We start from the raw sequence: 22,724 nt of genomic DNA, 5'->3' as shown, positions 1-22,724 counted from the left end.
TGGAGTTGCTCTTCGAGACGGCTCACATCATTCCCGTCCATGGGCAGTGGTCCTAGTATGGGGAGAGGTGCTTCCAAAGGATCATCGAGGTAGTGTCGTGGCACGTTCCGTGAAAGAAATGGTCGAGCGGGGGGTGGACGGGGACAATTGCGGCCCCACGGGTGCCCGTGAACGGTTCCTCGTGGGTGAGCGTGTCGATGACGGCGTGCGTGGCCCGATTTTGAACTCGTGGGAGCGCTGTCACCTGATGGGGGTTTCGCCGGACAGCTCCGACCCCCCGTTCTGGGAAGACCTGGACTTGACGATCCCTCTCGTCGGTGCTGCTGAGCCGGTGCTCGACGAGTTGGAAGCGGTGTTCTCGGGGAGTCACATGAATGTGGGACTCGCCGACCGACGCGGCGCGGTGTTGTTGCGCCGTTTTGGTGACTCGTCGCTCATGCATCATCTGCCTGCGTCCCACAGCAGGCCCGGTTTCGTCTTCTCCGAGCAGTTTGCCGGGACCAACGGCATCGCCCTTGCGCTCGCGGAAAGGCGGTTCTGCCAGGTCTACGGTGCTGAGCACTTCTCCGAGCGCTCCCAGGCGAACGCTTGCTGGGGTATGCCAATCCGCGATCCGCTCAGCGGCCATATCGAGGGCGTTCTGGCTTTTGGCTGTCCACGTCTTGAGGCGGACCTGGCGATGGGGACGGTGATGCGCAATGCCGCTCGAGCCATCGAGCATCGGCTGCTGGAGCGCAGCACCGAACGCGAGCGGTCTCTTCTGCAAGCCTACTTCGATGCCCGGCGCAGGGTGGGTCTCGACGGGCCGTTCGGGGGCCGGTACCTGATCGGTGGGGATGATCTGGCCCAGAGCGGGCTGGGCTGGCGTGACCAGGTGATCCTGCAGGCGAAGGCTGCCGAACTGATCTCTTCGGCCCAGCGGGCCGCCGCTGTGGTGCTCCTGTCCCACGGCCGACGAGCGACCCTCCTGAGCCGTCCGCTGACGAGCTCCACGGGCGTGGCAGGTTCTGTCGTCGAGGTCGTCCTGCCGCTCGATTCGCCATGGCGGCGTCACATCCTCCCGCCCCGCTTCCGTGCATCCATCGCTTCCCTGCCTGCGCACACGCCTGCACTGCTTTCCTTCGCGCGGCCTGGGTCTCATCCTGTACCGGGGCTACTGCCCGGCCAGGCTGACCGCCTGCTGGGAGGCGAGCCGACTGTGGGGCGGCTGGCCGTCGCGGCGCGACGCCGTCTGGAGCTGCTGGCCGAGGCCAGCAGCCGCATCGGCACCACACTGGATGTGAACCGCACCGCGTGGGAGCTGGCCGAGGTGGCGGTTCCCCGTCTGGCGGACTTCGTCACCATTGACCTCTCCGAGGCCGTACTGCGCGGGGAAGAGTCGCTCACTCCACGTGCCAACCTGTACCGCGCGGTGGTCCACGGCATCCGTGAGGACTGTTCCTTCTACCCGGTCGGCGAGCGGGTGGACCTTCAGCCGAGCACACCCCATCTGCGATGTCTGGACAGCATGCAGGCGGTTCTGGAGCCCGATCTGAAGACCGCCGCCGGTTGGCGCGCTCAGGACTTCGAGCACACCAACACGCTGCTCGCCCAGAATGTGCACTCCCTCATCAGTACCCCGCTGCTCGCCCGCGGCGTGGTCCTGGGCGTTGCCACCTTCTACCGCTCCGAGGCCTCTCCCTTCGGCGACGACGACCTCTCCATGGCTCAGGAACTCACCGCGCGTGCGGCGCTTTGTATCGACAACGCCTGCCGCTACACCCGCGAACACGCCACAGTCCTGGCGCTTCAGCGCAGTCTGCTTCCTCACTCCTTGCCCGAGCACAGCTGTGTCGAGCTTGCCCACCGCTATCTGCCCGCTGAATCCAGCGTGGGGGGCGACTGGTTCGACGTCATCCCGCTCACCGGCACCCGTGTCGCCCTGCTCGTCGGCGACGTCGTCGGGCACGGGCTGCACGCCGCCGCCACCATGGGGCAGCTGCGCACCGCCGCCCGCAACTTCGCCGAGCTCGATCTTCCCCCCGACGAAGTCCTCACTCACCTCGACAACCTCGTGGGACGCCTTGACGGGGCGGACTGCGACCGCGAGCCCCTCATCGGGGCGACCTGCCTGTACGCCATATACGACCCCACCACACAGTTGTGCACCATGGCACGCGCCGGCCACCCCCCACCGGCAGTGGTGGGCCCGGACGGCAACGTGACCTTCCCGGACCTCCCCGCAGGTCAGCCGCTCGGCCTGGGCGGTCTCCCCTTCGAAACAGCGGAGATCCATCTCCCGAAGAACAGCAGCCTGGTCCTCTACACCGACGGGCTCCTTGAGGACCGTCATCGCGACATCGACGAGGCCCTCGAACTGCTGCGAAGCACGCTGGCCCACCCCGGTCGCGCGCCGGAGGACACCTGCGCAGCCGTCATGGACACCGTGGCACCCCAGCACCCGGGCGACGACATAGCCCTGCTGGTCGCCCGGACACGAGCCCTACCAGCCGACCGGGTCGCCAGCTGGGACGTGCCGGCAGACCCATCCCGCGTCTCCGACGTCCGTGCCGCCGCCATGCGCCAGCTAGCCGACTGGAACCTGGAGGGAACCGCGTTCGCAGCCGAACTACTGCTGAGCGAGCTGGTCACCAACGCCATCCGCTACGGCCGGGAACCCATCCGAGTACGCCTCATCTTCGACAAGTCCCTGATTTGCGAGGTCTACGACGGCAGCAGCACCGCGCCACGCCTGCGGCAGGCGGCCTCCACCGACGAGGGCGGCCGCGGTCTCTTCCTCGTCGCGCAACTCGCACAAGCCTGGGGCACCCGCTACACCACTGAGGGAAAAGTCATCTGGGCCGAGTTCACCTTCGAGTAACCCGTCGGCGAACACGCCACAGGCCGCAGGGCACTGTCTACACCGCGTGGCCCATCTGCCGCGCCGAACCGCACGCTGAGGTAGGCGAAGGTGACACTGACAAGAGCGCTCTGAACAACCCGTGACAGAGGAATGCAATTGGTAACTGATCGGTACGTGGAAAGGCTCGGCCCGCGCCTCACCTCCGTTCCCCGTCGCTCCGGCGCGTCGCACTGTGTCGATCACAACGAGCTGTGGCCAGCCATGGCCGGGCAGGAGCCCATCGCCCCGCCGTGCGATAGTGACCGAACGGGCAGCACCGCCAGTGAATGTGCATCAACCTGTACGGCATACACGCGGTCCTCGCATGACGGACGATCTGCCGCAACTGTAATTTGCGGTGGTGTCGAGAGTAGCCGCCTTGAGCCCCCGGGACTGATCTCGCGCCCTCATCAAGGACATCGCCCATGCACACCCTCTGTAAAAGACCCCTCACGGCGGCCGCAGCCCTCCTCGCTCTCGCCACCGTCACGACCGGCTGCGATCAAGGCTCCAACGCCACAGGACCGTCGAACGCCGGCTGCCCAGCCACCCTCACAAGGGCCAAGGGCAACGTCGAACAGGCCATGAACACTCCCAGTTCCTGGAACGGCCCTACAACCGGTCCTAAAGCCGCCTCACGCAGAACCATCGTCTTCGTCGCCCAGGCCATGATCAACCCCGGGGTAGCGGGCGTCGCACGGGGCGTGAGAGAAGCTGCGAAGGTCATCGGCTGGGACGTCAAGGTCATCGACGGTCAGGGCACGCCGGCCGGGATCCAGGCCGCATTCAGCCAGGCGATCAACCTCAAGCCCGCGGGCATCGTCATCAGCGGCTTCGACCCCGCAGTAACCTCACGGCAGATTGCGCAGGCCCATGCTCAGCACATTTCGCTCATCGGATGGCACTCAGTTCGTTCTCCAGGGCCAAGCGAGCATCCCAGACTCTTCACCAACATCACGACCAGGGTCGAGGATGTCGCGACAATCAGCGCTGACTGGATCATCGCGCACTCCGGAGGCAAGGCCGGAGCCGTCATCTTCACCGACGCCTCGGCGCCCTTCGCCAGGAACAAATCCGAACTAATCCGGAGGGAACTCTCCACCTGCTCCGGCGTGAGTCTCCTGGCCTACGAGAACATCCCCATCACGGACTCGGCCATCCGCGTCCCCCAGACGGTCTCCTCCCTCCTGGCCCGCTTCCGGAACAACTGGACCCACTCCGCCGCCATCAACGACCTTTACTTCGCGGACGCCGCCCCCGCTCTGCAAGCCGGGGGAAGGCAAGGCGACGGTCCGCCCTTCAACGTCGGCGCGGGCGACGGCGACCCCTCTGCCTTCCAGCGCATCAATCATCAGCACTATCAAGCAGCCACCGTGCCAGAGCCGCTCTCCCAACAGGGCTGGCAGATCATCGACGAATTCAATCGCGCCTTTGCCGACAAACCCGCCAGCGGATACGTCGCGCCCGTCCACCTGTCCACCGCCCTGAACAGCAAGAACGCCACATCCTGGGATCCAGCGGGCTACCGGGAGGCATACCGAAAGATCTGGGGCAGGTGACATCGTCCCGCTCCCATCCCCCAGCGGCACAGGGCCCGTCGAGCGGCTGCTCAGCAGCGCCGACGCCTCAGGAGCTGTTCTGGAGCGGGCCCTGGAAGCCGAGATGAGTGAACACCTCGGCTACGAGGTGGAGGTTCCGCAGGTCACAGGTCGGGGAACTCCCGCAGCGGGACGTCACCCAAGACCGTCCTGACCGACGACGGCGCGGTCACGCGATCACCGGGCGTCGAGCCGTTCGCGGTCACGCGGCGCCTTCGGTCCCAAGCCGGCCACGCACTGCTGCCGGCCGGCAGGCAGCGGGTGGGATCCGCCCGCCGGACCCTCGGGGCGCGATGGGCCCGGGCGGGGCCGGAGGGCGGGTCCGGCCCCTGGCGGGTTGGTCGCCGGGGAGTTGTTGCCGGTGGTGGGGGAAGTTCCCGGCGTCGGGGGTCAGCGGGCGCTGCCGAGGGTGCGGTCGGCGTCGGACCCCTTGAGCATCAGGGTGGTCTCCTCGATGCGCCGGAAGCGGCCGTCGGGGGCCATGTCGGCGAACACGTAGACCTCCATGCTCACGGTCGTGCCGTCCTTCTTGACGATGTGGCAGGTGTGCCGATCGGCGTACTTGTCACCGTCGTGGAGCTCTTCGTGGACCTCGACCTCGCCCGTGGCGACGAGCGTGCGCAGGTGGGCGATGTGGTCGAGGAACTGGGATCGGTCGGCCCACTCGCCGTCGGTGCGCTGGCGGTAGTCGGGGGTGAAGTGGCGGTCGGCGGCTTCGGCCAGGGTGAGCTCCTCGTTCAGGAGCAGGTCGGTGAGGGCGGCCTTGATGCCAGTGCGGGTCATGTGCGGTCCTTCGGGCGGGTTCGGGCTGACGGGGTGCTGTGCGGGCCGGGGCTCAGGGGCGGGGGGCGGCGAGGGTCTCGTCGAGCCAGTCGTAGATGCGGGCGTTGGCGTGGCGCGTGGCGCCGGGGTGGCAGTGGGCGCCGGCGCCTTCCTCGGCGGTGAAGAGCATGAGGGTCTTGGGGCAGGTGAGGTGTGCGTAGAGCTGCTCGGGCTGCCCCTTGAAGAACTCGTCCTCCTCCGCGTCGCAGACGAGGGTGGGGCACTGGATCTTTTCGGCGATCCCGCCGGCGAGGGTGTAGTCGAGGTAGGAGGCGTTGAAGGCGCGGGGCGAGTCGCCCCCCATGACGTACATGCCGTGGTTGAGCGCCCAGCGGGCGATCGGGTCCTGGGTCATGATCCGTTCGAGAGCAGCGTCGAGTTCCGGGGCGGACTCGGCCCTCAGGAGGCGTTCGGCTTCCTGCCGGTCGCCGGGGATGTTGCGGACGGACGTCTCACCGAGGTCGTACAGGCCGTCGAGGGCTATCAGCGCGGCCAGCCGGTGCTCGAACGCGGCCGCCCGGGGGGCGAGCAGTCCGCCCATGCTCAGGCCGAGCAGTGCGATGCGGCTGTTGTCGACCTCCGGGATCGACTCGGCGAAGTCGATCACCGGGGTGATGACGTTCTCCCAGTCGGGGCGGAAGACCAGGCCCTGGTGGTGCCGCGGCCCGGGCATTCCGGGACCGTCGAACACCAGCACGGTGTAGCCCCGCTCGACTCCGGCGAGCGCGCCGAAGAAGTGCATCTCCTCCGCGGTGCCGTCGAAGCCGTTGTGCATGATCAGCGTCGGCCGGGGGGTGCCCGAGTCGTCGGCCCGGTAGAGGTAGCCGGGGAGCGTGGTGTCCTCGTAGGGGATCCGGACCGGCTCGATGCGCGGGGTGGTGTAGAGGGAGGCGGCGCTCTGGAAGCACTCCACCGAGCGGTCGTAGGCGTGGTCGTGGCGCGGGTCGCAGTCCTTGCCGTGCAGGAAGAACTCCGCGGAACGGTAGTAGTTCGAGGCCCGCAGGAAGCCGTCGCGGGCGCTGATCCGGTGACCGGCCGCCAGAGCCTTCTCGGCCTCCGACGACACTCGGCCGGCGGTGGCGTACCACTCGGTGTACCAGCTGTCGTAGTCGCCCTCGGTGATCCGCGCGGCGGTGGAGACGACCTCGCCGAAGTCGGCGCCGCCGTAGGCGATGTGGCTCATCGAGCGCAGGGTCTCGTACCAGAACTGGGTGTTGTTCGGGAACAGCAGCTGCTTCATAGCGATCTCCTTCTGCGGCGCTGCAAGCACACATTTGTGCTTGCTGGGTCGACTGTAGACCTTCATTCGCTCGGAAGCAAATATCCGTGCTTATGATGGAGGCGTGACTCAGAAACAGCCCGCCCCGCGCATCCGCAGGAGCCCTGAACAGGTCCGCGCGGCCGTCCACCAAGCAGTCGTCGACCTTCTCTCGGAGCCGGATGGCGAGGACCTGAACATCCCCGCGATCGCGCAACGCGCCGGCGTCAACCACACCAGCGTCTACCGGCGCTGGGGCACCCTGGACACCCTGCTGGCCGACACGGTCACCACCCGCCTTGAGCGGGACTCGCCCCTGAACGACACCGGCAGCCTGCGCGGTGACCTCACCGCCTGGGCCGAAGCCAGCGTCGCGAGCCTGCGCACGCCCGAGGGGCGCGCCCTCGTACGCGCCGTCGTCCTGTCCATCCCGAGCAGCGCCCAGCCACCGGCCGAGCGCGCCCGGCAATTCCAGCGCCGCATGCGCTCCATCGAGCAGATCCGCGAGCGGGCCACCGCCCGGGGCGAGGACCCGCCACCACTGGAGCAGATCCTCGACCAGCTGGTCGCGCCCTTCTACATCCGGACGATCTTCGGCATCGGCCTGCCGGACACCGGCTACCCGCAACTCCTCGTGGACAGACTCCTCGGCAGCGCGGGCGAGCCGCCCTCGGCCACGGCCTCGGCCTGAGGAACGCGCTCCGGAACCGCCGCCATGGCCAGGGCGGCGGGGACGCGGGCGTCAGCCCCGACGGGAGCAGGGCCACCGCCACAAGAGCGGGGGCGGGCGGCCGCGGGCAACGAGGGCTCCAGCGGGCCGGCGCCCGGCAGATCGCCTGGGCGCACTCCGCGGAACCGACAGCCGTACCGCCCCGGCGGGGGCGAGCGAGCGTCAGCTGGACGAGGTCCTTCGCTCCAGTGCCGGTGATCATGGCGGAGGATGTCTGGACCGAGGTCTGTCCGGACTTCGGGTCGGTGGCGAGAACCTTGTCGCCGACCTTGACCTCGGAGATGAGCCTCTTCCACCTGCCAGCCATGAGGACCGTCGCCCCGGGACGAAGCTGGACCCGCCCGATGTCCTCACCCGAGTAATCGAAGTCGCCGACCACGAGAGGAACGCCGCCGCGCGGGCCGGCGGGGACGCGGTGGTGGACGGCGCCTGCGTACGACTGGGAGCTGCGGCCGCGGACCACGATCGCCGGAATGCCCGCGTCGACGGCCCGGCCGGTCAGCTGCCGACGCAGGGTCTACAGGTGCAGGTGAAAGCGGTGTTCATCGTCCCGGTCGAGGAAGGCACTTTCACACTGCGCCCCAGCAGCCACCGCACCCAGGCGAAACGGCGAGGTTAGCTCCGGGCACGCAAGGCGTGCGAAAGCGCACTCATGCTGATGTCGATGACGGTGCGGAGCTGCTTCTGGCTCGCCCCGGTCTTGCTCATCACGGCCAGCGACTGATTGACCGCCGTCATGTGAACGGCGAAGTCGTCGGCATCACCTTCAGCCAACTGCGCGGCGGTCAAGGCGTTCCGCAGCCGCGCACGCTGGAGGTCCAGCGCTTCGATCGCGCGCGCGGCGATGGTGGGGCTGAGCGTCGGCGCCGCCATCGCGGTCTGGGCGATCAGGCATCCCTCAGGTACGTCAGGGTCGGCGATGCGCTGCAGGGTGACCTCGAAGAACGCCCGTACCGCCTGGAGCGGTTCCTCGGAGGCACATGAGAGCGCCTGGTCGTACCTGTTTCCGTACCGCGCGGCGTAGCGGTCCAGGCAGCGCAGGTAGAGCGAGTCTTTGTCGCCGAACGAGGAGTAGATGGAACTGCGGTTCAATCCGGTCGTCCTGGAGAGGTCGTCGAGAGAGGTGTCGGCGTATCCGGCCCGCCAGAACTGGATCATCGCCGCGTCGAGCGCGATGCCCACGTCGAACTGCTTCTTCCCGGCCATCACGCATGCACCTCGTTCTTGTACCAGCCGTTGTGGCCCTGCCCATCTTATCTTGAACTGACCAGTTCAAGATGCAGTAGGCTTCAAACATGACCGACGACGCCATGGCCCCGAACCGCTCCTGCGACCAGAACCCGGTCCCCGGGTTGCCGCTGTACGACCTTGCGGGTTTCACTCACCGCTGGGTCGACGCGGAAGGAATCCGACTTCACGCCGTGGAGGGCGGCCGGCCGGCCGGTCCCACCGTCGTCCTGCTCGCCGGATTCCCGCAGACCTGGTGGGCCTGGCGAAAGGTGATGCCAGGTCTTTCCGAGCGATTCCGCGTGATCGCGATCGACCTGCCGGGGCAGGGCCACTCCGACCGCCCTCAAGGGGGCTACGACACGCACACGGTCGCTTCGCGTGTCCAGGCCGCGCTGACCGCGCTCAATGTGCCGAAGTACTGGCTCGTCGCCCACGACATCGGGGCCTGGGTTGCCTTCTCGCTGGCCCTGAAGTACGAAGAGCGCCTGCATGGTGTCGCCCTGCTTGACGCCGGCATTCCCGGAATCACCCTCCCGGGCTCCATCCCGACGGACCCCGACCGGGCCTGGAAGACCTGGCACTTCGCCTTCCACTTGGTGCCCGAACTGCCCGAGACACTGCTCATCGGCCGCGAGCGTGACTACGTCGAGTGGTTCTTGAAGGTCAAAGCCCTCTCCCCGAACACCTTCGACGGCGCCGAGGTCGACCACTACGCCGCTGCCATCGCGGCCGAGGGAGGGCTTTCAGCGTCTCTCGCCTACTACCGCGACGCCGCGGAATCAGCGCGTAGGAATCATGAGGCTCTCGAACGGGGGCACTTGACCATCCCGGTCCTGGGAATCTCCAGCTCCCATGGCTCGATCCCAGACATGGCCGCCTCGGTCAGTCCGTGGGCAGAGAACGTGACCGGCGTCGTCATCCCGCAAGCCGGACACTTCATTCCCGACGAGCAGCCCGACGCAACTGTGGACGCGTTGACCGCGTTCATCGATCACCAGCGTGTCGAGTAGTTCGCGACACACTGGTCGGTCCGGTGACGTCGGCGAGATCAGCCAGCAGGCGCGCCCAGGTCAACTGAATCGGGTGGGTTAGACCACCACCCTTGGAGGTTGCAGGAGAGCTGCGGGGTGACGGATGAGGCGAGGAGATGTTCGCGCCTGTCTCATCCCAGGATGCCCGGCTATCGCTACTGGGCGCGCCCACCAAGCGGACCGTCACGGCAGCCTGAGACGGTAAGCCTGGTGGGGCAGCCGAGGCGCCAGGATTCTTGATGAGCCAACGTGGCCACCGAAAGCGACGAATCGTTTTACCAGCCCCTGATGGAACGGATTCTTGCAGGCGAAACGTTTCCAACGGGGCTTTTCTCGTCCGGCAGGACAACTGCCCAACCTCACAGACAGGCTGGAAAGGCTCACCGAAGACACAAGGGTGGACAGGCCGTGTTCACGCGAATACAGTGAGTTCGGGGCCTGCGAGAGCAGAAAATGGGGCGGGGTGACATGAATGGCGGCCGCAGTCTGCCTTGCCTAGAATTCGGCAGGCTTCCTTTCTGCGGGAAGCTACCCATGGTCCCGATGAGGCCTCGACTCATCCCGATGCAATCCTCCATCTCGGCATCCAGCGCCGCAAAGACTGCCGCCATCGATGCTGAATTCGACTCACCCAAGAGACACTCAAACCGAAGGAGAGGCGATCATGCCTTTATCGGCAGCTGATCTCGGAAAGCTGGGGAACACGCCCATCACAATCCAGTCGACGTTCTTCCCGAATATCTACCTGCGCATGGACGGGACCGGCGTGACCTCCTTCACCGGCTCCGGCGGCGGGACGGTCAACTGCCAGTACGGTACCGGTCCCTGGACGGGATTCAAGGTCTGGGCGCAGGCAGATGGGTCGTACGCCTTCGAGTCGGCGGCCTTCCCGAACGTGTTCCTGCGCATGGACGGCACCGAAGTCCCTGCCACCATGGCTGGCGGAGGGCAGGCCAACTGTCAATACGGCGCCCACCCCTACGAAAAATACCGCCTTCGCGCCCAGGCGGATGGTTCGTTCTCCTTCGAGTCGGCGGCCTTCCCGGGTATTTACCTGCGCATGGTGACCGGCAGTGGGGTGACCACCGCCACCGGCCCCGGCGGAACGGTGAACTGCCAGGTGAACGCCAACGGTGGCGAGCACGAGAAGTTCTATCTCGACAGGGCCTAATGGCCGGGTCGTCCGAGAATTCCACGCCTGATTCTCGCGCGGTTTCTCGCGAAATCGTACGTGTCATGGGGTAGACGACCCCTGAAACGCGAAAGCGCCTTCTCCACCGGGAAGCGGAGAAGGCGCTTTCTGTCAGTTCCTTTCCCCGCGGCCCTTCGCACGGGCCGTGGAGGTGCTGGCCTTCTCGCCGGTGGCCTTGGGGCCGAAGGTGATCGAGGTCGCGCCGGTCAGGTCCCTGCCGGTGATGGTGACCTGACTGCCGCCGGCGGCCGTTCCCGACACCGGGCTGATGCCGGTTGCCTGCGGGATGCGGTAGTGGGTGTAGGTGACGTTCTCCTCCCAGGAGTTGCCCGTGTCGTTCACCGCGATCATCGGCTGTGGCTGGCAGGCGTACTTGCCTGCGGGCGTCGTGCCGGTACAGGAGGTCGCCGTGCACACCACATTGGTGGCGTAGTTCTCGAATTCGAAGAGGATCTTCGCGCCGAGCAGGTTGGTGCTGGCCACGGGGAACTGCTGCCCGTCGGCAGCCGGACGACCGTCAGCCGCTCTGCGGCGGCACCCGCAGCGCCGGCGGACACAGGTGCGGCGGCCAGCACAGCGAAGGCCGTGACACCAGCGGCGGCCGGGGCCGTGGCCCTGACACGCCACCAGCCCCGCGGAGTAAGGACGAGGGCTGTGGAGGTCATGCGGCCGTTGGGCAACGCTCAGTGCGCAGGCTCCCGCTGGGACTACCGGGCCTCGCGCCGCCGACGCGCGCGCTCGAACTCGGCGACATCCGACATCCAGGGGCCGTGCTGTTCGAGTGCGGCGTAGCCGCCGCGGACGAAGGCGCTCACCAGGTTCCGGTACCCGCCGATCCCGTCGACCAGGCTGTACTCGACCCGGTACTCCGGATCAGACCCGCCTTCCCCCTCGCGCAGCGTCATGATCCGGGCGATGGAGTCCGCGTAGAAGTGGAGCTGGATCCCTTCGCCCCTCTCCTCGTCCTCAATGGTGAACACTTCGTTGTCCGCGGCAGAGCGATCGCCGACGAACTCCCAGAACTCCGCGGCGGCGGTGCGGGGACTGTCCCGTAGCCACTTCTTCTCGACGCCTTTGTCGTCGGTGAACGACAGGGCCGTCTTCCTCGCACTCCCGCCGAAGTCGGCGCGGTGGCCGGCAGCCTCCATGGGTGTGCGCCTGGAGCGGTCCGCGGCCTCCGAGCACATCAGGAAGCTCACGGTACGCACCGCCTCATCGACGCGCTCAGGGTGTGAACGGCGCACGGCCGCTTCGACCGTCGTCGCCATCCGATCCCAGTCGCGCCTGTCCGTGGCGCGGTTTCCCCGCCGCGGATCGCGGCCGATCCGCATCCCAGCGCACGCCTGCTCCGCAGTGGCGATCACCCGCATGACCTCGGGCAGCAGCTCGGGGGCGACTGCGTCGGGCGTCCGCCTCGGAACCGTCGCGCCGTGCAGGTACTGGCCCGTGTACCTCAGAATCGCGGCGTCGAGTGGACCGAGTACTGCTCCACGCTCGGCGCGACGGCGGCCCGCGTGGTATTCCTGAGCGCGTTTCCCGTTTGAGGTCTCTGTCGCCGCGCGCATCGCCGCGCATACCTGACCGCGCTCAAGGAGACCGATGTCGGCCCCGTGGGAGACGAGCCGACTCCTGTCCCATCGGATGCGCTGGAAGAGTGCGTCGGCGTCGGCGGGCGTGGCAAGGAGGATCGGGTCCAGGAGCGCGACGGCAGCATTCTCGTCGAGCCGGCCCCGGGTTCCGGCGTCGTCGCACAAAGGAAGGACCGCACTCCACAGCAGCAGGTGTCTGGCCAGGTCCTCGCGGATCACCGCAAGATGGGCTTCGCTGATCGAGAACGTGAACGTGCGAGGTTCGTGGTTGGCGTCAGCCCCGGCACCGAGCATCAGCTTCAGCTCGCCGTCCTCGCGGATCACGTTCGGGATCCAGCCGCTGTTGCGAGTAAAAACTATCTCTCTCATGGACTCAGTCTTCCCCCGGAACGGCACCGCCCGGCATCACGGAAATATTGCAGCCCTACACCGCACCATCTGCTCACGACCACCGTGCACATTCGACGTCGAGGCGTGTGTCGGTGCGCACCCAGACTTCGCCCCCGGCGGCATTGACCGGGGCGTCGACTCGTTCGATACCGAGGAACTCGATCAACTTGAGCAGTTCGGCTCGTTCGGCTCGGTCATCGTCGACACCATGCGAGTCGAAGAAGACGTAGTACTGGTCGCTCGGGTCCACGCAGCCCGAAGTCGCCCAGATCCGGGCGACTTCTTCGATCGCCTCTGCTTCCGTCGTGAACGTGGCGGCACGGGCGGCACCGCGAGTCTCCGGTGATGCGTCGAGGTCGGTGAGGCCGGAGAACCACTGGCCGAAGCGGTCGAGGCCGGAATATCCGTTCTCGAAGAACAGCATCGCGCTCGGAAGGTAGCGATTGCCCCGGTCGACCCGAAGGTGTTCCGACCGGAGTTGGTCCGCATCTTTGATACGGGAAATAACACCCTGACCGGGCATGAGTACCAAACTCTGCTCCGACGATTCATCCTTGATGGTGTAGATGTCGGATTCTCGATCACGGAAGAACGCGGAGAACGCTACATAGGCTTCCTGAGGGTCACCGACGGAGACCTGTTGGTCGTTGCCATCACCCACAGCGAAGACGAACTGTTTCGGTCCGGGGCTGTAGGGGCGAGCCATATGCGTCCTTCGTTCACGTGCGATAGCTCCACCAGCGTAGCCGAATCAGAGGGGACGGGACCTGCCGCCGACGACCAGCCAGGAGAACTGGCAGATCGACCAGCCCCCGCACCCCGTCAGCCGTCGCGCCCCGTTAGACCCGCCTCGTAGCCGCGCCCCGATCTCCTTCGAGGTAGAGCTGGTTCACAGGCTGCACTAGAGGGGGGCGGCCTTAAATTCCGGACCAAAGTTACTGAAAGGGGCTGTTGCCGGCGGTTCAGGCCAGTTGGCTAAGCGGAGCGAGGCTTAGGAGGGGCGCCGCCCTCTTCCGCCAACTCGGCCCTCTGCTAACGGCAGGGCCTTCGCCCTGTGTGTCGCCGCCTACTACGGCATCTGTAGACCGTGATCGGATCGAGGGTCCGGCCGCAACTGTTCCGACAGCAATCCACCGCCCTGGCGCCCGACGATGTGGAAGCCGTCCGGGCGGCCGGCCCGCATGTTCGGGTCCTCGTGTTCGTCGGCACCGTGCCGGACGGTCCCCCGTACGGGCGGCTCGACGTGCGCCCGACGCCGGACGGCCGGAGGATCAGTGCGGGAACACGCGACGGGAGCCGACCAAGGATGCCGAACACCGCCGGTCGCCCGAAGAGGGCGCGCATCGTCCTGTCAGGCGTGCTGGTACTCGCCGGTGTCGTCGTAACCGGGTGCGGCGGCGGCGTCCGCGACGCCGGGCAGGGGCCCGGAGCAGGACCTCGCCCCCAGACGGCGCGTTCCGGCAGGGTCACCGTCGTCTACGAGGCCCAGACGGTCAAACCGGAGGACCGGCAGGCCGTGGCGCTGATCCGGAAGTCCCGTGTGCTGGAGCGGACGGCCGAATGGGTGAACAGATCTCTGACCCTCCCGCACGACATGGTCGTGAAGGTCACCGCCGCCGTGCCGCCCGGCGTCACCGACGCCGTCACCCAACCCGACGGCAGGACGATTTTCGTCCCGCCGTCGTTCCTGACGGCCATCGAAAAGGCCCTCGCCGACGTCGTGAAGACCGTCGAACGGCCTGCCCCCCTCCCCGCGTCCGAGTACAACACCGACGATCTCACCGTGCTGTCGACCGAGTTCATCTTCGGCCACGAGATGGGCCACGCCCTGCAACGCCAGCTCCTCCTGGCCAACCTCGGCCTCGAAGAGGACGCGGCTGACGGCTTCGCGTCCTTCTACACCGTCAACGAGGTCGGGCCGGGCCCCTCCCTGGCCGCCGCGGTCCTCTTCGACGAGCTCGCCCGCAAGGAAGGCCATCCGACCCTGGAAGGCCTGGCGAGCGACCACCCCGTCACCCAGCAACGAGCCTTCAACTTCCTGTGCTACCTGGAGGGCAGCGACCCGAAGAACTACCAGAAATCCCTGGTCGACAGCGGCTACCTCCCCAAAACCCGCGCCCCCCTCTGCCCACAGGCGTGGGCGATGCTGGACTACGGCTGGTGGACCCAGCTCCAACCCCACTTCAGCGCGGCGTTCAGGGACCAGGGCGATGCGGAGCAGAAGAAGGCGCATGCGCGGCTGATCGCGGAGACGGAGGCCCTGGCGCGGCGCATCGACGAGATCCGCGGCAGTCAATGAGCCCGTCCCGCGCGGGCCGGGCTGCCGGCGGTCAAGCCCCCCACGAACCGTAAGCGGCTCGGCCGCCGTGGCGGCAGGCCCCACCCGCCTTCGACCGCGCGGTCGACAAGGGGCGGAACACCGTCGAACGCTGCATCAACCGGCCATCTTCATCTGGGTGATCCGATGGAAACGGCCCAGGCGGACTGTTCCCGGCACTGGGCTGACGCCGCCCGAAACCCCCGTCCTCGGGCGGCGTCAGCTCAGTGCCGGGACAGCGAGAGGCCCCGGTCGTCGGCGGGGGCTCCGGTTTCCCGTCCCCTCACCGACCCTCTGGCGCCTACTCTGCCAAGCCCTGGAGCACCGCGCATTGGCCTCGCGTGCACAGTGTCTTGACGGAGAGTCGCCCCGCCGCCCGCACCCCGGGGCCCGGCTCTTGTTGCGCGGGCCGCCACGGCCGGTGTAAACCCGTGATCATGCTGCCCGAGAGAGCGTTCCGCAGCGCGGAACTAGCGCCCGCCGACCGTTTCGAGAGCTGGCGGGCCCTGATGTCGGAAACGCATGCGCCCATGGAGATGCGCAGTGAGCACGCCGCCGACTTCTGGGTGAACCAGCGCGTCATCTCGCTCGGCGGGATCGCGGTCTATCCGATGGAATGCCGTCCCCTGACCTTCCAGCGCACACCGAAGCTGATAGCGAGGTCGGACCCCGAGGCGTTCCACCTCTCGCTGATCAAACGCGGGGCGGGAGCGGTGACGCTGGGCAAGGACACCGTGGTGCACGGTGTGTCCGACATCCACACCAGTGACACGTCACGGCCGTTCGAGATCAGTTCCGGCCCGCATTGCGTCGAGATCATCGGGGTCGAGGTACCCAAGGCGCTGCTGCCGCTGCCCCCGCACATCGCCGGCCGGGTCATCGGCAAGCGCATCTCGGCTCGGGAGGGAATGGGGGCCCTGGTGGCCACCTTCCTCGACCAGGTGACCAAGGACAGCCGGTCCTATCGGGAAGCGGAGGGCCCGCGCCTGAGCGGCGTACTGGCCGATCTCGTAGCCTCGCTCTTCGCCGGCGTCCTCGAAGCGGACCGGTCCTTGACCCCGGAGACGCACCGTCGCGCACTGGCGCTCCGCGTGATGGCCTTCATCCGGGACAACGCCGACGATCCGCTGCTGGACGTCCCCGCGATCGCCGCCGCCCACCACATCTCCGTCAGCTACCTCCACCGGGTGTTCCAGCAGGAGGGGGACGGGGTGACGGTCGCGGCCTTCCTTCAGGGCCAGCGGCTCGCGCGGGCACGCCAGGACCTGGCGGACCCGCTGCACCAGGAGGTGCCCGTGCACGTCATCGGCGCCCGGCGGGGCTTCCGGCACGCGTCCGCGTTCAGCCGGGCGTTCCGCGAGGCTTACGGCGTGCCGCCCGCGGCCTTCCGCGGGCAGGCCCGGGCGGAAGACCTGGCCGGGGCGGACGCCTTCTAGAGCGTCTCCAGCCTCGGTTGCGCGTGCCTCAGGCCACGAGGGCTGGTGCGGCAGGTGCGGCAGGCGCTGACCAGTATGCGTCCACCCACGCTTCCAGGGACGTCAGCCCGGGGTGCTGTGCACGCAGCGTCGCCAGGTCGGCCTTGAAGCCGACCGTGTTGAACCAGTCGAACATGGCGGCCAGCTCCTCGCTGTGGGCGCGTACCTGCTCGATCGGCTGGGAGGTGAAGTGCACCGGACGGGCGGCGGCGCGAGCGAAGGCTTCGGCCAGCTGTGGGCCGGTCAGCTCGTCCGCGGCGATCTCGACGGTGCGCCCCAGGTAGTCGCCCGGGGTGTCGAATGCATCGGCGGCGATGCTTCCGATGTCGCCCGGAGTGATCATCTGTAGCTTCGTGTCCGGGGCCAGCGCCATCGTCAGCGTGAGCTCGCCGTCCACCCACTGGGGGCCCAAGTGCTCGAAGTTGGTGATGAAGAAGGTTGGCCGCAGGATCGTCGCGGGCAGACCGAGCGTCATGATGTGCCGCTCGACTTCACCTTTGCTGGCGAAGTGCCGCACCTGGCCGGGGCGGTCGGCGCCATCGACCGAGCTGTAGACGAAGTGCGCGACACCCGCGCGGGCGGCCGCCTCCGCAACGGCCTTGCCCTGCCGGATCTCGCCGGCGAAGCCGTCCGGTCCAGCGAAGGTCTGCACGCTGAACACCCCGTACGCGCCGCGCAGGGCTGTGTCCAGTGATGCCACGTCGTCCAGGTTGCCGCGGACCAGGACGGCGCCGGCCTCCTTCAGCGCCAGCGCCTCGGGCTTGTTCGGGTCACGGACCAGTGCGTGCACGGTCCAGCCGCGAGAGAGCAGTGCGCGTGCGGTGGCACCGCCCTGCCGTCCGGTCGCACCAGTCACCACAATGACACGGCTGTCAGACATCAAAGGCTCCTTGATAGGCAGGTCCTGGGCCACCCTGCGGGGCGCCCCTGCTGCACAGAACCCTGCTCCCTCAACCAAGGCTGAGGTCCAGCCCCTGTGATCCACATCACGGTCGCCCCCGCCCGTGCGGCAGCCGCCTTGCCCCCGTCACTTCCGCCTCTCGCCGCGGGAGGGGTGCAGCACTGCCGCGGCGATATCCCGCACGCGGTCCTGGGTGATCCCCGTGCGCTGTTCAACGGCGAGAGGGTGGTCGGTGGGTTCGAGCTCGATGAGGGGACGCTGGCCGATCGGGCGGGTGTGGACGTGGGTCTTGAGGTTGAGGGTCGTGGGCGAGTAGACGAGCAGGTCGGTTGTGAGCCAGCCGAAGTACGGCTCTTCGGACTCCCGGCCTGGCGTGTCCCACAGGTCCGCCGCGCGGGAGAAGTTCTCGCGACTGAGAGACACCCACGCACCCCAGGAGAACACCTCGTCGCTACCGATCACCGGTATCTCGATCAGGCCTTTGACGAAGTAGTGCTCCGCCTGGATCACGCACTGGTCTGACGAGAGCAGGCAGTCGTCGGCGTCGGCGAAGGCCGGATCCCAGACGAATGGGGCCTCGGCCGTGTAGTTCATGGGCAGCTCAGGGTGGTGCGCGCCGCAGCACGAGCAGCTGAATCCGAGATCACTGGTCATGGCGGGAGCCTAGTGATCGGCTTCGGTGCAACCGGTCGGCACCCACCTGCTGGTCTGCCTTGCTGTGCAGCGCCTGGAGCTCAGGCGACCCCACTGAGGCGCTCAGCTCGATGCCGAGCGGAGCGGGCGTTGCCGTCGTCGGCTTGACGGGTGGGGTCCACGTCGTCCCTGGTCAGGAAGCGAGGAGCCATCTCAACGATCACCGCGCAAGCCTGCCAGGTCCACCCGGTGCCCCAAAGTGGTTTTCCCCGCTCAGGAGCGCGACGGCGCCCTTGCCGCGACCACTGACGCAAGGCCTCCCCCGCCATCTCAAGCGCTCGTCCGCCAATTGGGGCGCGTATCGAAAGTGGATCTTCGTGATCCGCTCGCCTTACGTTCGAGGTAATGGTCTCGGCGTGCCCGTGCTGGCAGGGTTGGTGATCTCTCCGCGTCGGAGGACGCGGACCAGGACGGAGGAGCCAGCCATGTCCATAGCCACACCATCGAACACGCGCACTGTGGTGGAGGAGTTGCTGCGCAGGATTGGCGAGGGCAACCCCGAGCGCATCGCCGAGCTGTACGCCGAGCAGGGTGACTGGAAGCTCGACTGGCCGGAGGCCGAGCACGGCCGTACTGCCACACCGTGGATCCGTCACCGGTCCACCCGGGCTGACGCGGCCGCCCACTATCGCGAGCTTGCCGAGTACCACGTGCCGGAGCACGTGGCGACCGAGGTCGAGCGCATCCTTGTCGACGGAAGCGACGCGGTCGTGCTGGGCGAGATTCGTCAGACCGCCCGGCCCACCGGACGTGCCTACAAGGCGCGGTTCGCTCTGCATCTCACCGTCACAGACGGCCTTGTCACCCGGCACCATGTCTACGAGGACAGCCTGGCCGTCGCCCAGGCATTCGAAGCGAAGGATCAGTGAAAGACCACCGGCCGAAATGGGCTTCTGGCCCTGCTCGACGGCCAGGTGCAGTCTGGTCTCAGTAGGTGCAGGAGGTCAGCGACAGGGCACTCACCGCGGACCGGACGGGTCGCCGTGGTCCTGGGCCGTGAGCCTGAGGACGAGCCGCTGGACGAGTTCTTGGACGGGTTCCCGATCGGTCAAGAGCAGTTCGTGGACCAGATCCTCTCCAGGTGTCCGTGGAGCATCGCGGCGGCGCATGCGGACCGTCACGCGTGGGGGATCCGTGCGCTCGGGTGTGATGGAGAGCACCGCGTGCTCTCCGGCCTCCGGGCCCGTGTGGTCGGCGAGTTCCTGGGCCAGCAGCCGGGCCGCGGTGTCCACGGGTCCCTCCCAGCTGACATCCGAGCCTGCCCTGGCCAGTTCGGCGTCGTACTGGGCCGCGTCGAAGTGCAGGTCAGCGGGAAGGGGATCCCGGTTGTCCTCCGTGTTCTCCCAGACGTCCAGAGCACGCGGTCGCCCTGGCGTCGGATGGTGACGAAGATGCCCCCGCAACAGCTGGTGACGCAGTCGTTGTTGGACAGCTCGACCCGGCGCGGTTCGTCCAAGGCCGCGAAGGGCCATCCCCTGACAGGGCCGATCAAATGCCGGCTTGAGCAGCTTGACGTGCCGTCCGGGTGGATCTCCGCCAGCAGGTCCCGGCCGTCGGCGAGCGGACGCACCTCCGCCCACTGCTCCATCGCGTGAGGGCGCTGCGGTACGGCGAACCGCAGTCCGAAACTGCTGAGAGGCACGGGATGGTCCATGAAGTCAATGATCGCCCTTCGGATCTCCCCTCATGCGGCTGTTCGGTCTGAGCGGCGGCGCCGCCATGCGCTGCGTCACCGCCGCACAGCCTGAGTCCACCACCAGGCTGTCCCGGTGAGCCGCAGTGTCGAAGGTCAGCGCGCGGCGGGGCCCGGTGTCGGCGCGATGTTGTGGTTGTGGGCACGGAAGACGTTCCGCGGGTCGTACTGCTGCTTGATGCGCTGCAGGCGGGCCAGGACGTCCGGGGCGAACACGTCGGAAGCGACGGCCTCCCGGGACGTGAAGTTCTGGTACAGGCGCCCGGTGGACCAGGGAGTGAGGTCCTTGAGCAGCGTGTTCATGTCCCCGGTTCCGGCTTCGACCACCTCCGGCGGACCCACCGTCGCACCCCACACCATGAAGGCGGCGTCCCGTGCGCCCGCGGCGCTGGGCAGGCCTGCTTCCCGGCTCAGGGCGCCGGCCAGGTGCCGGATCTCCAGCACGGTGACCACACTGCCGGAGGCCGGTCCGACCCGTTCCAGCACCGCCGCGACCACCTCGGGGGTCAGCTCCGTCAGCAGCACGCTGCGGTCCTCGTACGGAGCCGGGTCCGTCGGGTCCTGGTGCACCTCGGCGAACGTGTCGTAGCCGCGCCGGCCGACCGTGTCCGCCAGCGGGGCGCCGACCGCGCGCAACGGTGCGATGAGCGCCTCCGCCTCGGTGTCCGAGCCGAGGTAGGCCACCCGGACGTGAACGGTGAACCGGCCGCGCAGCAGCTCCGGGACCTCTGGGATCGGCGGGAAGTTCAGCAGGGCGACCGAGACCGTCAGCTCGTCGGGAGCGTTCTCCACGACCTGCCGGTAGGCGTGCAGCACGGCCTCGGCGTGCTCCGCCGGGTGGAAGATGCCGCCGCCGTAGAAGGTGGTGACCGGGAACAGGTCGAACTCCAGGGACGTCACGATGCCCAGGTTGCTGCCGCCTCCGCGAAGTCCCCAGAACAAGGCGGGGTCCGACTGCTCGGTGACGTGGCGCAGTTCGCCGTCGGCCGTGACGACGTCGATGGCGCGGACGTGATCGGCGGCCCAGCCGTAGGCACGGCCCAGGACCGGGCTGAGGCCGCCGCCGAGCGTGTATCCGACGACACCCACACCGGCGCTGGAGCCGTTCAGCGGGGCCAGTCCGTAGCGCTGGGCCGGCCCGACCACGTCACTCCACAGCGCCCCGGCCCCGACGCGGGCGCTCGCCGTTGCCGCGTCGATCCGTACGGTCCGCATGGTGCGGGTGGTGATCAGGACGGCTCCGTGGCTCGTCTGCGGCGGGAAGGCGTGGTGCCCGGTCGACAGGACGCCCACCGCGAGCCCGTGGGCGGCGGCGAACCGGACCGCGATCTGCACGTCTTCGGGCGTCTCGGCGGCGACCACGAACGCGGGGCGGATCTGCGAGCGCAGGTTGAACGCGGACACTTCCCGCGCGTAGTGGGGGTCGCCGGGGGTGCAGACCCTCCCCGAGACATTCGCTTTGAGCTGCTCCAGCTCTTCGACGGCCTGCTGGATCAGGGTGTGCGTGGATTCCTGGCTCATGTGCTGTGCCGTCCTTCGTTGGCGAGGTGACCGGTGGGGGTGGGCGGGTCCGCGATGACGGTGTCGTCGCGCTGCGGCCTGCCCTGGGAGCATCGAAAGGCCGGTTGCTGTCCCGGCGCTTTCCCGGCACTGTCCGCACGCTGACGGACACCCGTGGTGGCTCGCCTCCCCGGGCAGCTCCGCGGTCCGCTCCTTCCGGGCCGGTGCTCCCCGGGCTACAAGGCGTCAGAACCTTTCCGGGGTGAGGTCCGTAGCAGGGGTGGTGCCACCGCCCCGGACGGGTGGTGTCATCGCCCCGGAGGAGCCGGGGCCGCCAACCAGGCCACCGTCACCAGGAGTTCTGATGTTCCGTACCGCTCGTGCCACTTCGCTCGCTGCCCTCTCGACCGCCGCAATCCTCCTGCTCTCCGCCTGCGAGGGGACGGACGGCAGCGGCGGGGCCGCCGCCCGTGCAAGCGGGGACGCCGGGGCGGCGGCCTCCCCGAGCGCCGCCGCAGCCGGCGCTGCGGGCCTGTCCCTCCTGAGCGGCACCGCCCGCCAGAACGGCGCCGACCCGAACAGCGGCGACCTCGCGGAGGCCGCGGCCCCCGCCGTGGCCGCGGCCGCGAAGAAGCCGGTGGCCCGCGCGTGGGTGCAGCTGTCCTCCGGCAAGGCCGGTGCGCTCGACCCCGTGGTGCTCAACGGGGCCGGGTTCACGCTGTACCGCTTCGACAAGGACACGGCGAACCCTTCGAAGTCCAACTGCTCCGGTGCGTGCGCCGACACCTGGCCGCCGTACCTGGTCGCCAACGGCGGCAAGGTCTTCATCGACGGGATCCAGCCCTCGGCCATCGGTTTTATCCCGCGCGACGGCGCCTTGCAGGTGACGATCGGCGGCTGGCCCGTCTACCTGTTCAGCAAGGACACCAAGCCCGGCGACACCAACGGGCAGGGCGTGGGCGGCACCTGGTTCGGGGTGACGCCGGACGGAAAGAAGGCCGGGCAGCCCGGTGGCACCGGCACCCCTCCTGTCACCTCCACGACTGCGCCGGCGGCGCCCGCGCGGAACGCCACGTTCTTCGACTCGGCGGACTTCGCCGACCCGGCCGAGGGGATCACCGGACCTGACTGCAAGCCGGTCCGCTTCTCCGGCTCGCTCCGGATAGGCGGCGCGGCCAAGATCTGGGACGGCCCGAACTGCACGGGCAAGTCCCTCCTCGTCCAGGGTGATGTGCGGGACCTGGCCGCCGTCGGGTTCCCGGCCGTGAAGTCCATCCGCTTCCTCGGCTGACGCAACCTCCGGGGCGGACGGGCGCCAACCCGCCCGGCGGGCGGCAGCGCGCCCGTCCGCCCCGACCGGCAGACCGTTTGAGACCGCAGGGCCGGTGCTCCGCGCACCGGTCCCGCCCACCACCACGCAAGAG

Annotated in this window: 19 protein-coding genes and 1 pseudogene; 10 read left to right on the top strand and 10 right to left on the bottom strand. The window is 68.2% G+C overall.

Annotation, left to right across the window (positions count from 1 at the left end):
* Window positions 1-118: 118 nt before the first annotated feature.
* From IE248_RS31890 to IE248_RS38720, 3 genes and pseudogenes are all read left to right on the top strand, one after another.
* Complete coding sequence (locus tag IE248_RS31890; RefSeq protein WP_190032522.1) at window positions 119-2,860, top strand: SpoIIE family protein phosphatase; 2,742 nt, start codon at window positions 119-121, stop codon at window positions 2,858-2,860.
* Between the two features lie 446 nt (window positions 2,861-3,306).
* Complete coding sequence (locus IE248_RS31885) at window positions 3,307-4,440, top strand: substrate-binding domain-containing protein (RefSeq protein WP_190032486.1); 1,134 nt, start codon at window positions 3,307-3,309, stop codon at window positions 4,438-4,440.
* A gap of 1 nt (window position 4,441) precedes the next feature.
* Window positions 4,442-4,710, top strand: a pseudogene (locus IE248_RS38720) (transposase); the annotation flags it as partial.
* A 159-nt stretch (window positions 4,711-4,869) separates the two neighbouring features.
* On the opposite strand, the gene IE248_RS31880 reads toward IE248_RS38720, so the two are convergent.
* Together IE248_RS31880 and IE248_RS31875 are read right to left on the bottom strand one after the other, a co-directional pair.
* Complete coding sequence (locus IE248_RS31880; protein WP_037789594.1) at window positions 4,870-5,262, bottom strand: nuclear transport factor 2 family protein; 393 nt, start codon at window positions 5,260-5,262, stop codon at window positions 4,870-4,872.
* Window positions 5,263-5,314: 52 nt separating this feature from the next.
* On the bottom strand, window positions 5,315-6,541 hold the full coding sequence (locus tag IE248_RS31875) for an alpha/beta hydrolase family protein (protein ID WP_190032485.1): 1,227 nt from the start codon (window positions 6,539-6,541) through the stop codon (window positions 5,315-5,317).
* A 103-nt stretch (window positions 6,542-6,644) separates the two neighbouring features.
* Here IE248_RS31875 and IE248_RS31870 point away from each other — a divergent pair, with 103 nt between their 5' ends.
* A complete protein-coding gene (locus IE248_RS31870; RefSeq protein ID WP_079195997.1) occupies window positions 6,645-7,250 on the top strand; it encodes a TetR-like C-terminal domain-containing protein in 606 nt (201 codons plus the stop codon).
* A 654-nt stretch (window positions 7,251-7,904) separates the two neighbouring features.
* Here the strand turns inward: IE248_RS31870 and IE248_RS31865 are convergent.
* On the bottom strand, window positions 7,905-8,495 hold the full coding sequence (locus tag IE248_RS31865) for a TetR/AcrR family transcriptional regulator (RefSeq protein ID WP_190032484.1): 591 nt from the start codon (window positions 8,493-8,495) through the stop codon (window positions 7,905-7,907).
* Between the two features lie 89 nt (window positions 8,496-8,584).
* Between IE248_RS31865 and IE248_RS31860 the strand changes: the two genes are divergently transcribed.
* Window positions 8,585-9,529 carry an alpha/beta fold hydrolase gene (locus IE248_RS31860; protein WP_190032483.1) on the top strand — a complete coding sequence of 315 codons (945 nt, stop codon included), beginning with the start codon at window positions 8,585-8,587 and terminating at the stop codon, window positions 9,527-9,529.
* 634 nt (window positions 9,530-10,163) lie between these two features.
* The gene (locus IE248_RS31855) at window positions 10,164-10,721 is read left to right on the top strand and encodes a hypothetical protein (RefSeq protein WP_229895673.1); all 558 of its coding nucleotides are present in this window, start codon (window positions 10,164-10,166) and stop codon (window positions 10,719-10,721) included.
* 132 nt (window positions 10,722-10,853) lie between these two features.
* Here the strand turns inward: IE248_RS31855 and IE248_RS31850 are convergent, their stop codons facing one another.
* From IE248_RS31850 to IE248_RS31840, 3 genes are all read right to left on the bottom strand, one after another.
* A complete protein-coding gene (locus IE248_RS31850; RefSeq protein WP_190032482.1) occupies window positions 10,854-11,225 on the bottom strand; it encodes an IPT/TIG domain-containing protein in 372 nt (123 codons plus the stop codon).
* A gap of 224 nt (window positions 11,226-11,449) precedes the next feature.
* On the bottom strand, window positions 11,450-12,700 hold the full coding sequence (locus tag IE248_RS31845; RefSeq protein WP_190032481.1) for a DUF6357 family protein: 1,251 nt from the start codon (window positions 12,698-12,700) through the stop codon (window positions 11,450-11,452).
* Between the two features lie 73 nt (window positions 12,701-12,773).
* Entirely contained in the window at window positions 12,774-13,427 is a 654-nt protein-coding gene (locus tag IE248_RS31840) for a hypothetical protein (RefSeq protein ID WP_190032480.1), read from the bottom strand.
* Between the two features lie 651 nt (window positions 13,428-14,078).
* Here IE248_RS31840 and IE248_RS31835 point away from each other — a divergent pair.
* The gene (locus tag IE248_RS31835) at window positions 14,079-15,020 is read left to right on the top strand and encodes a DUF4344 domain-containing metallopeptidase (protein ID WP_229895672.1); all 942 of its coding nucleotides are present in this window, start codon (window positions 14,079-14,081) and stop codon (window positions 15,018-15,020) included.
* Between the two features lie 455 nt (window positions 15,021-15,475).
* Window positions 15,476-16,474, top strand: coding sequence for an AraC family transcriptional regulator (locus IE248_RS31830; RefSeq protein WP_190032478.1), 999 nt, complete (start codon window positions 15,476-15,478; stop codon window positions 16,472-16,474).
* A gap of 28 nt (window positions 16,475-16,502) precedes the next feature.
* Here the strand turns inward: IE248_RS31830 and IE248_RS31825 are convergent, their stop codons facing one another.
* Together IE248_RS31825 and IE248_RS31820 are read right to left on the bottom strand one after the other, a co-directional pair.
* Window positions 16,503-17,393, bottom strand: coding sequence for an NmrA/HSCARG family protein (locus IE248_RS31825; RefSeq protein WP_190032477.1), 891 nt, complete (start codon window positions 17,391-17,393; stop codon window positions 16,503-16,505).
* 147 nt (window positions 17,394-17,540) lie between these two features.
* Window positions 17,541-18,008, bottom strand: a complete 468-nt coding sequence (locus IE248_RS31820; RefSeq protein WP_229895680.1) for a DUF2199 domain-containing protein — start codon at window positions 18,006-18,008, stop codon at window positions 17,541-17,543.
* Window positions 18,009-18,532: 524 nt separating this feature from the next.
* Here IE248_RS31820 and IE248_RS31815 point away from each other — a divergent pair.
* On the top strand, window positions 18,533-18,976 hold the full coding sequence (locus IE248_RS31815; protein WP_190032475.1) for a nuclear transport factor 2 family protein: 444 nt from the start codon (window positions 18,533-18,535) through the stop codon (window positions 18,974-18,976).
* Between the two features lie 90 nt (window positions 18,977-19,066).
* On the opposite strand, the gene IE248_RS31810 is transcribed toward IE248_RS31815, so the two are convergent.
* A complete protein-coding gene (locus IE248_RS31810) occupies window positions 19,067-19,339 on the bottom strand; it encodes a hypothetical protein (RefSeq protein WP_190032474.1) in 273 nt (90 codons plus the stop codon).
* Between the two features lie 557 nt (window positions 19,340-19,896).
* The gene (locus IE248_RS31805) at window positions 19,897-21,321 is read right to left on the bottom strand and encodes an FAD-binding oxidoreductase (RefSeq protein WP_190032473.1); all 1,425 of its coding nucleotides are present in this window, start codon (window positions 21,319-21,321) and stop codon (window positions 19,897-19,899) included.
* 343 nt (window positions 21,322-21,664) lie between these two features.
* Here IE248_RS31805 and IE248_RS31800 point away from each other — a divergent pair, with 343 nt between their 5' ends.
* Window positions 21,665-22,591, top strand: a complete 927-nt coding sequence (locus IE248_RS31800; protein ID WP_190032472.1) for a hypothetical protein — start codon at window positions 21,665-21,667, stop codon at window positions 22,589-22,591.
* The last annotated feature ends 133 nt before the right edge of the window (window positions 22,592-22,724 follow it).

The organism is Streptomyces goshikiensis (assembly GCF_014650555.1).
Taxonomy (GTDB): Bacteria; Actinomycetota; Actinomycetes; order Streptomycetales; family Streptomycetaceae; genus Streptomyces; species Streptomyces goshikiensis.
This window is presented reverse-complemented; position numbering and strand designations above follow the sequence as displayed.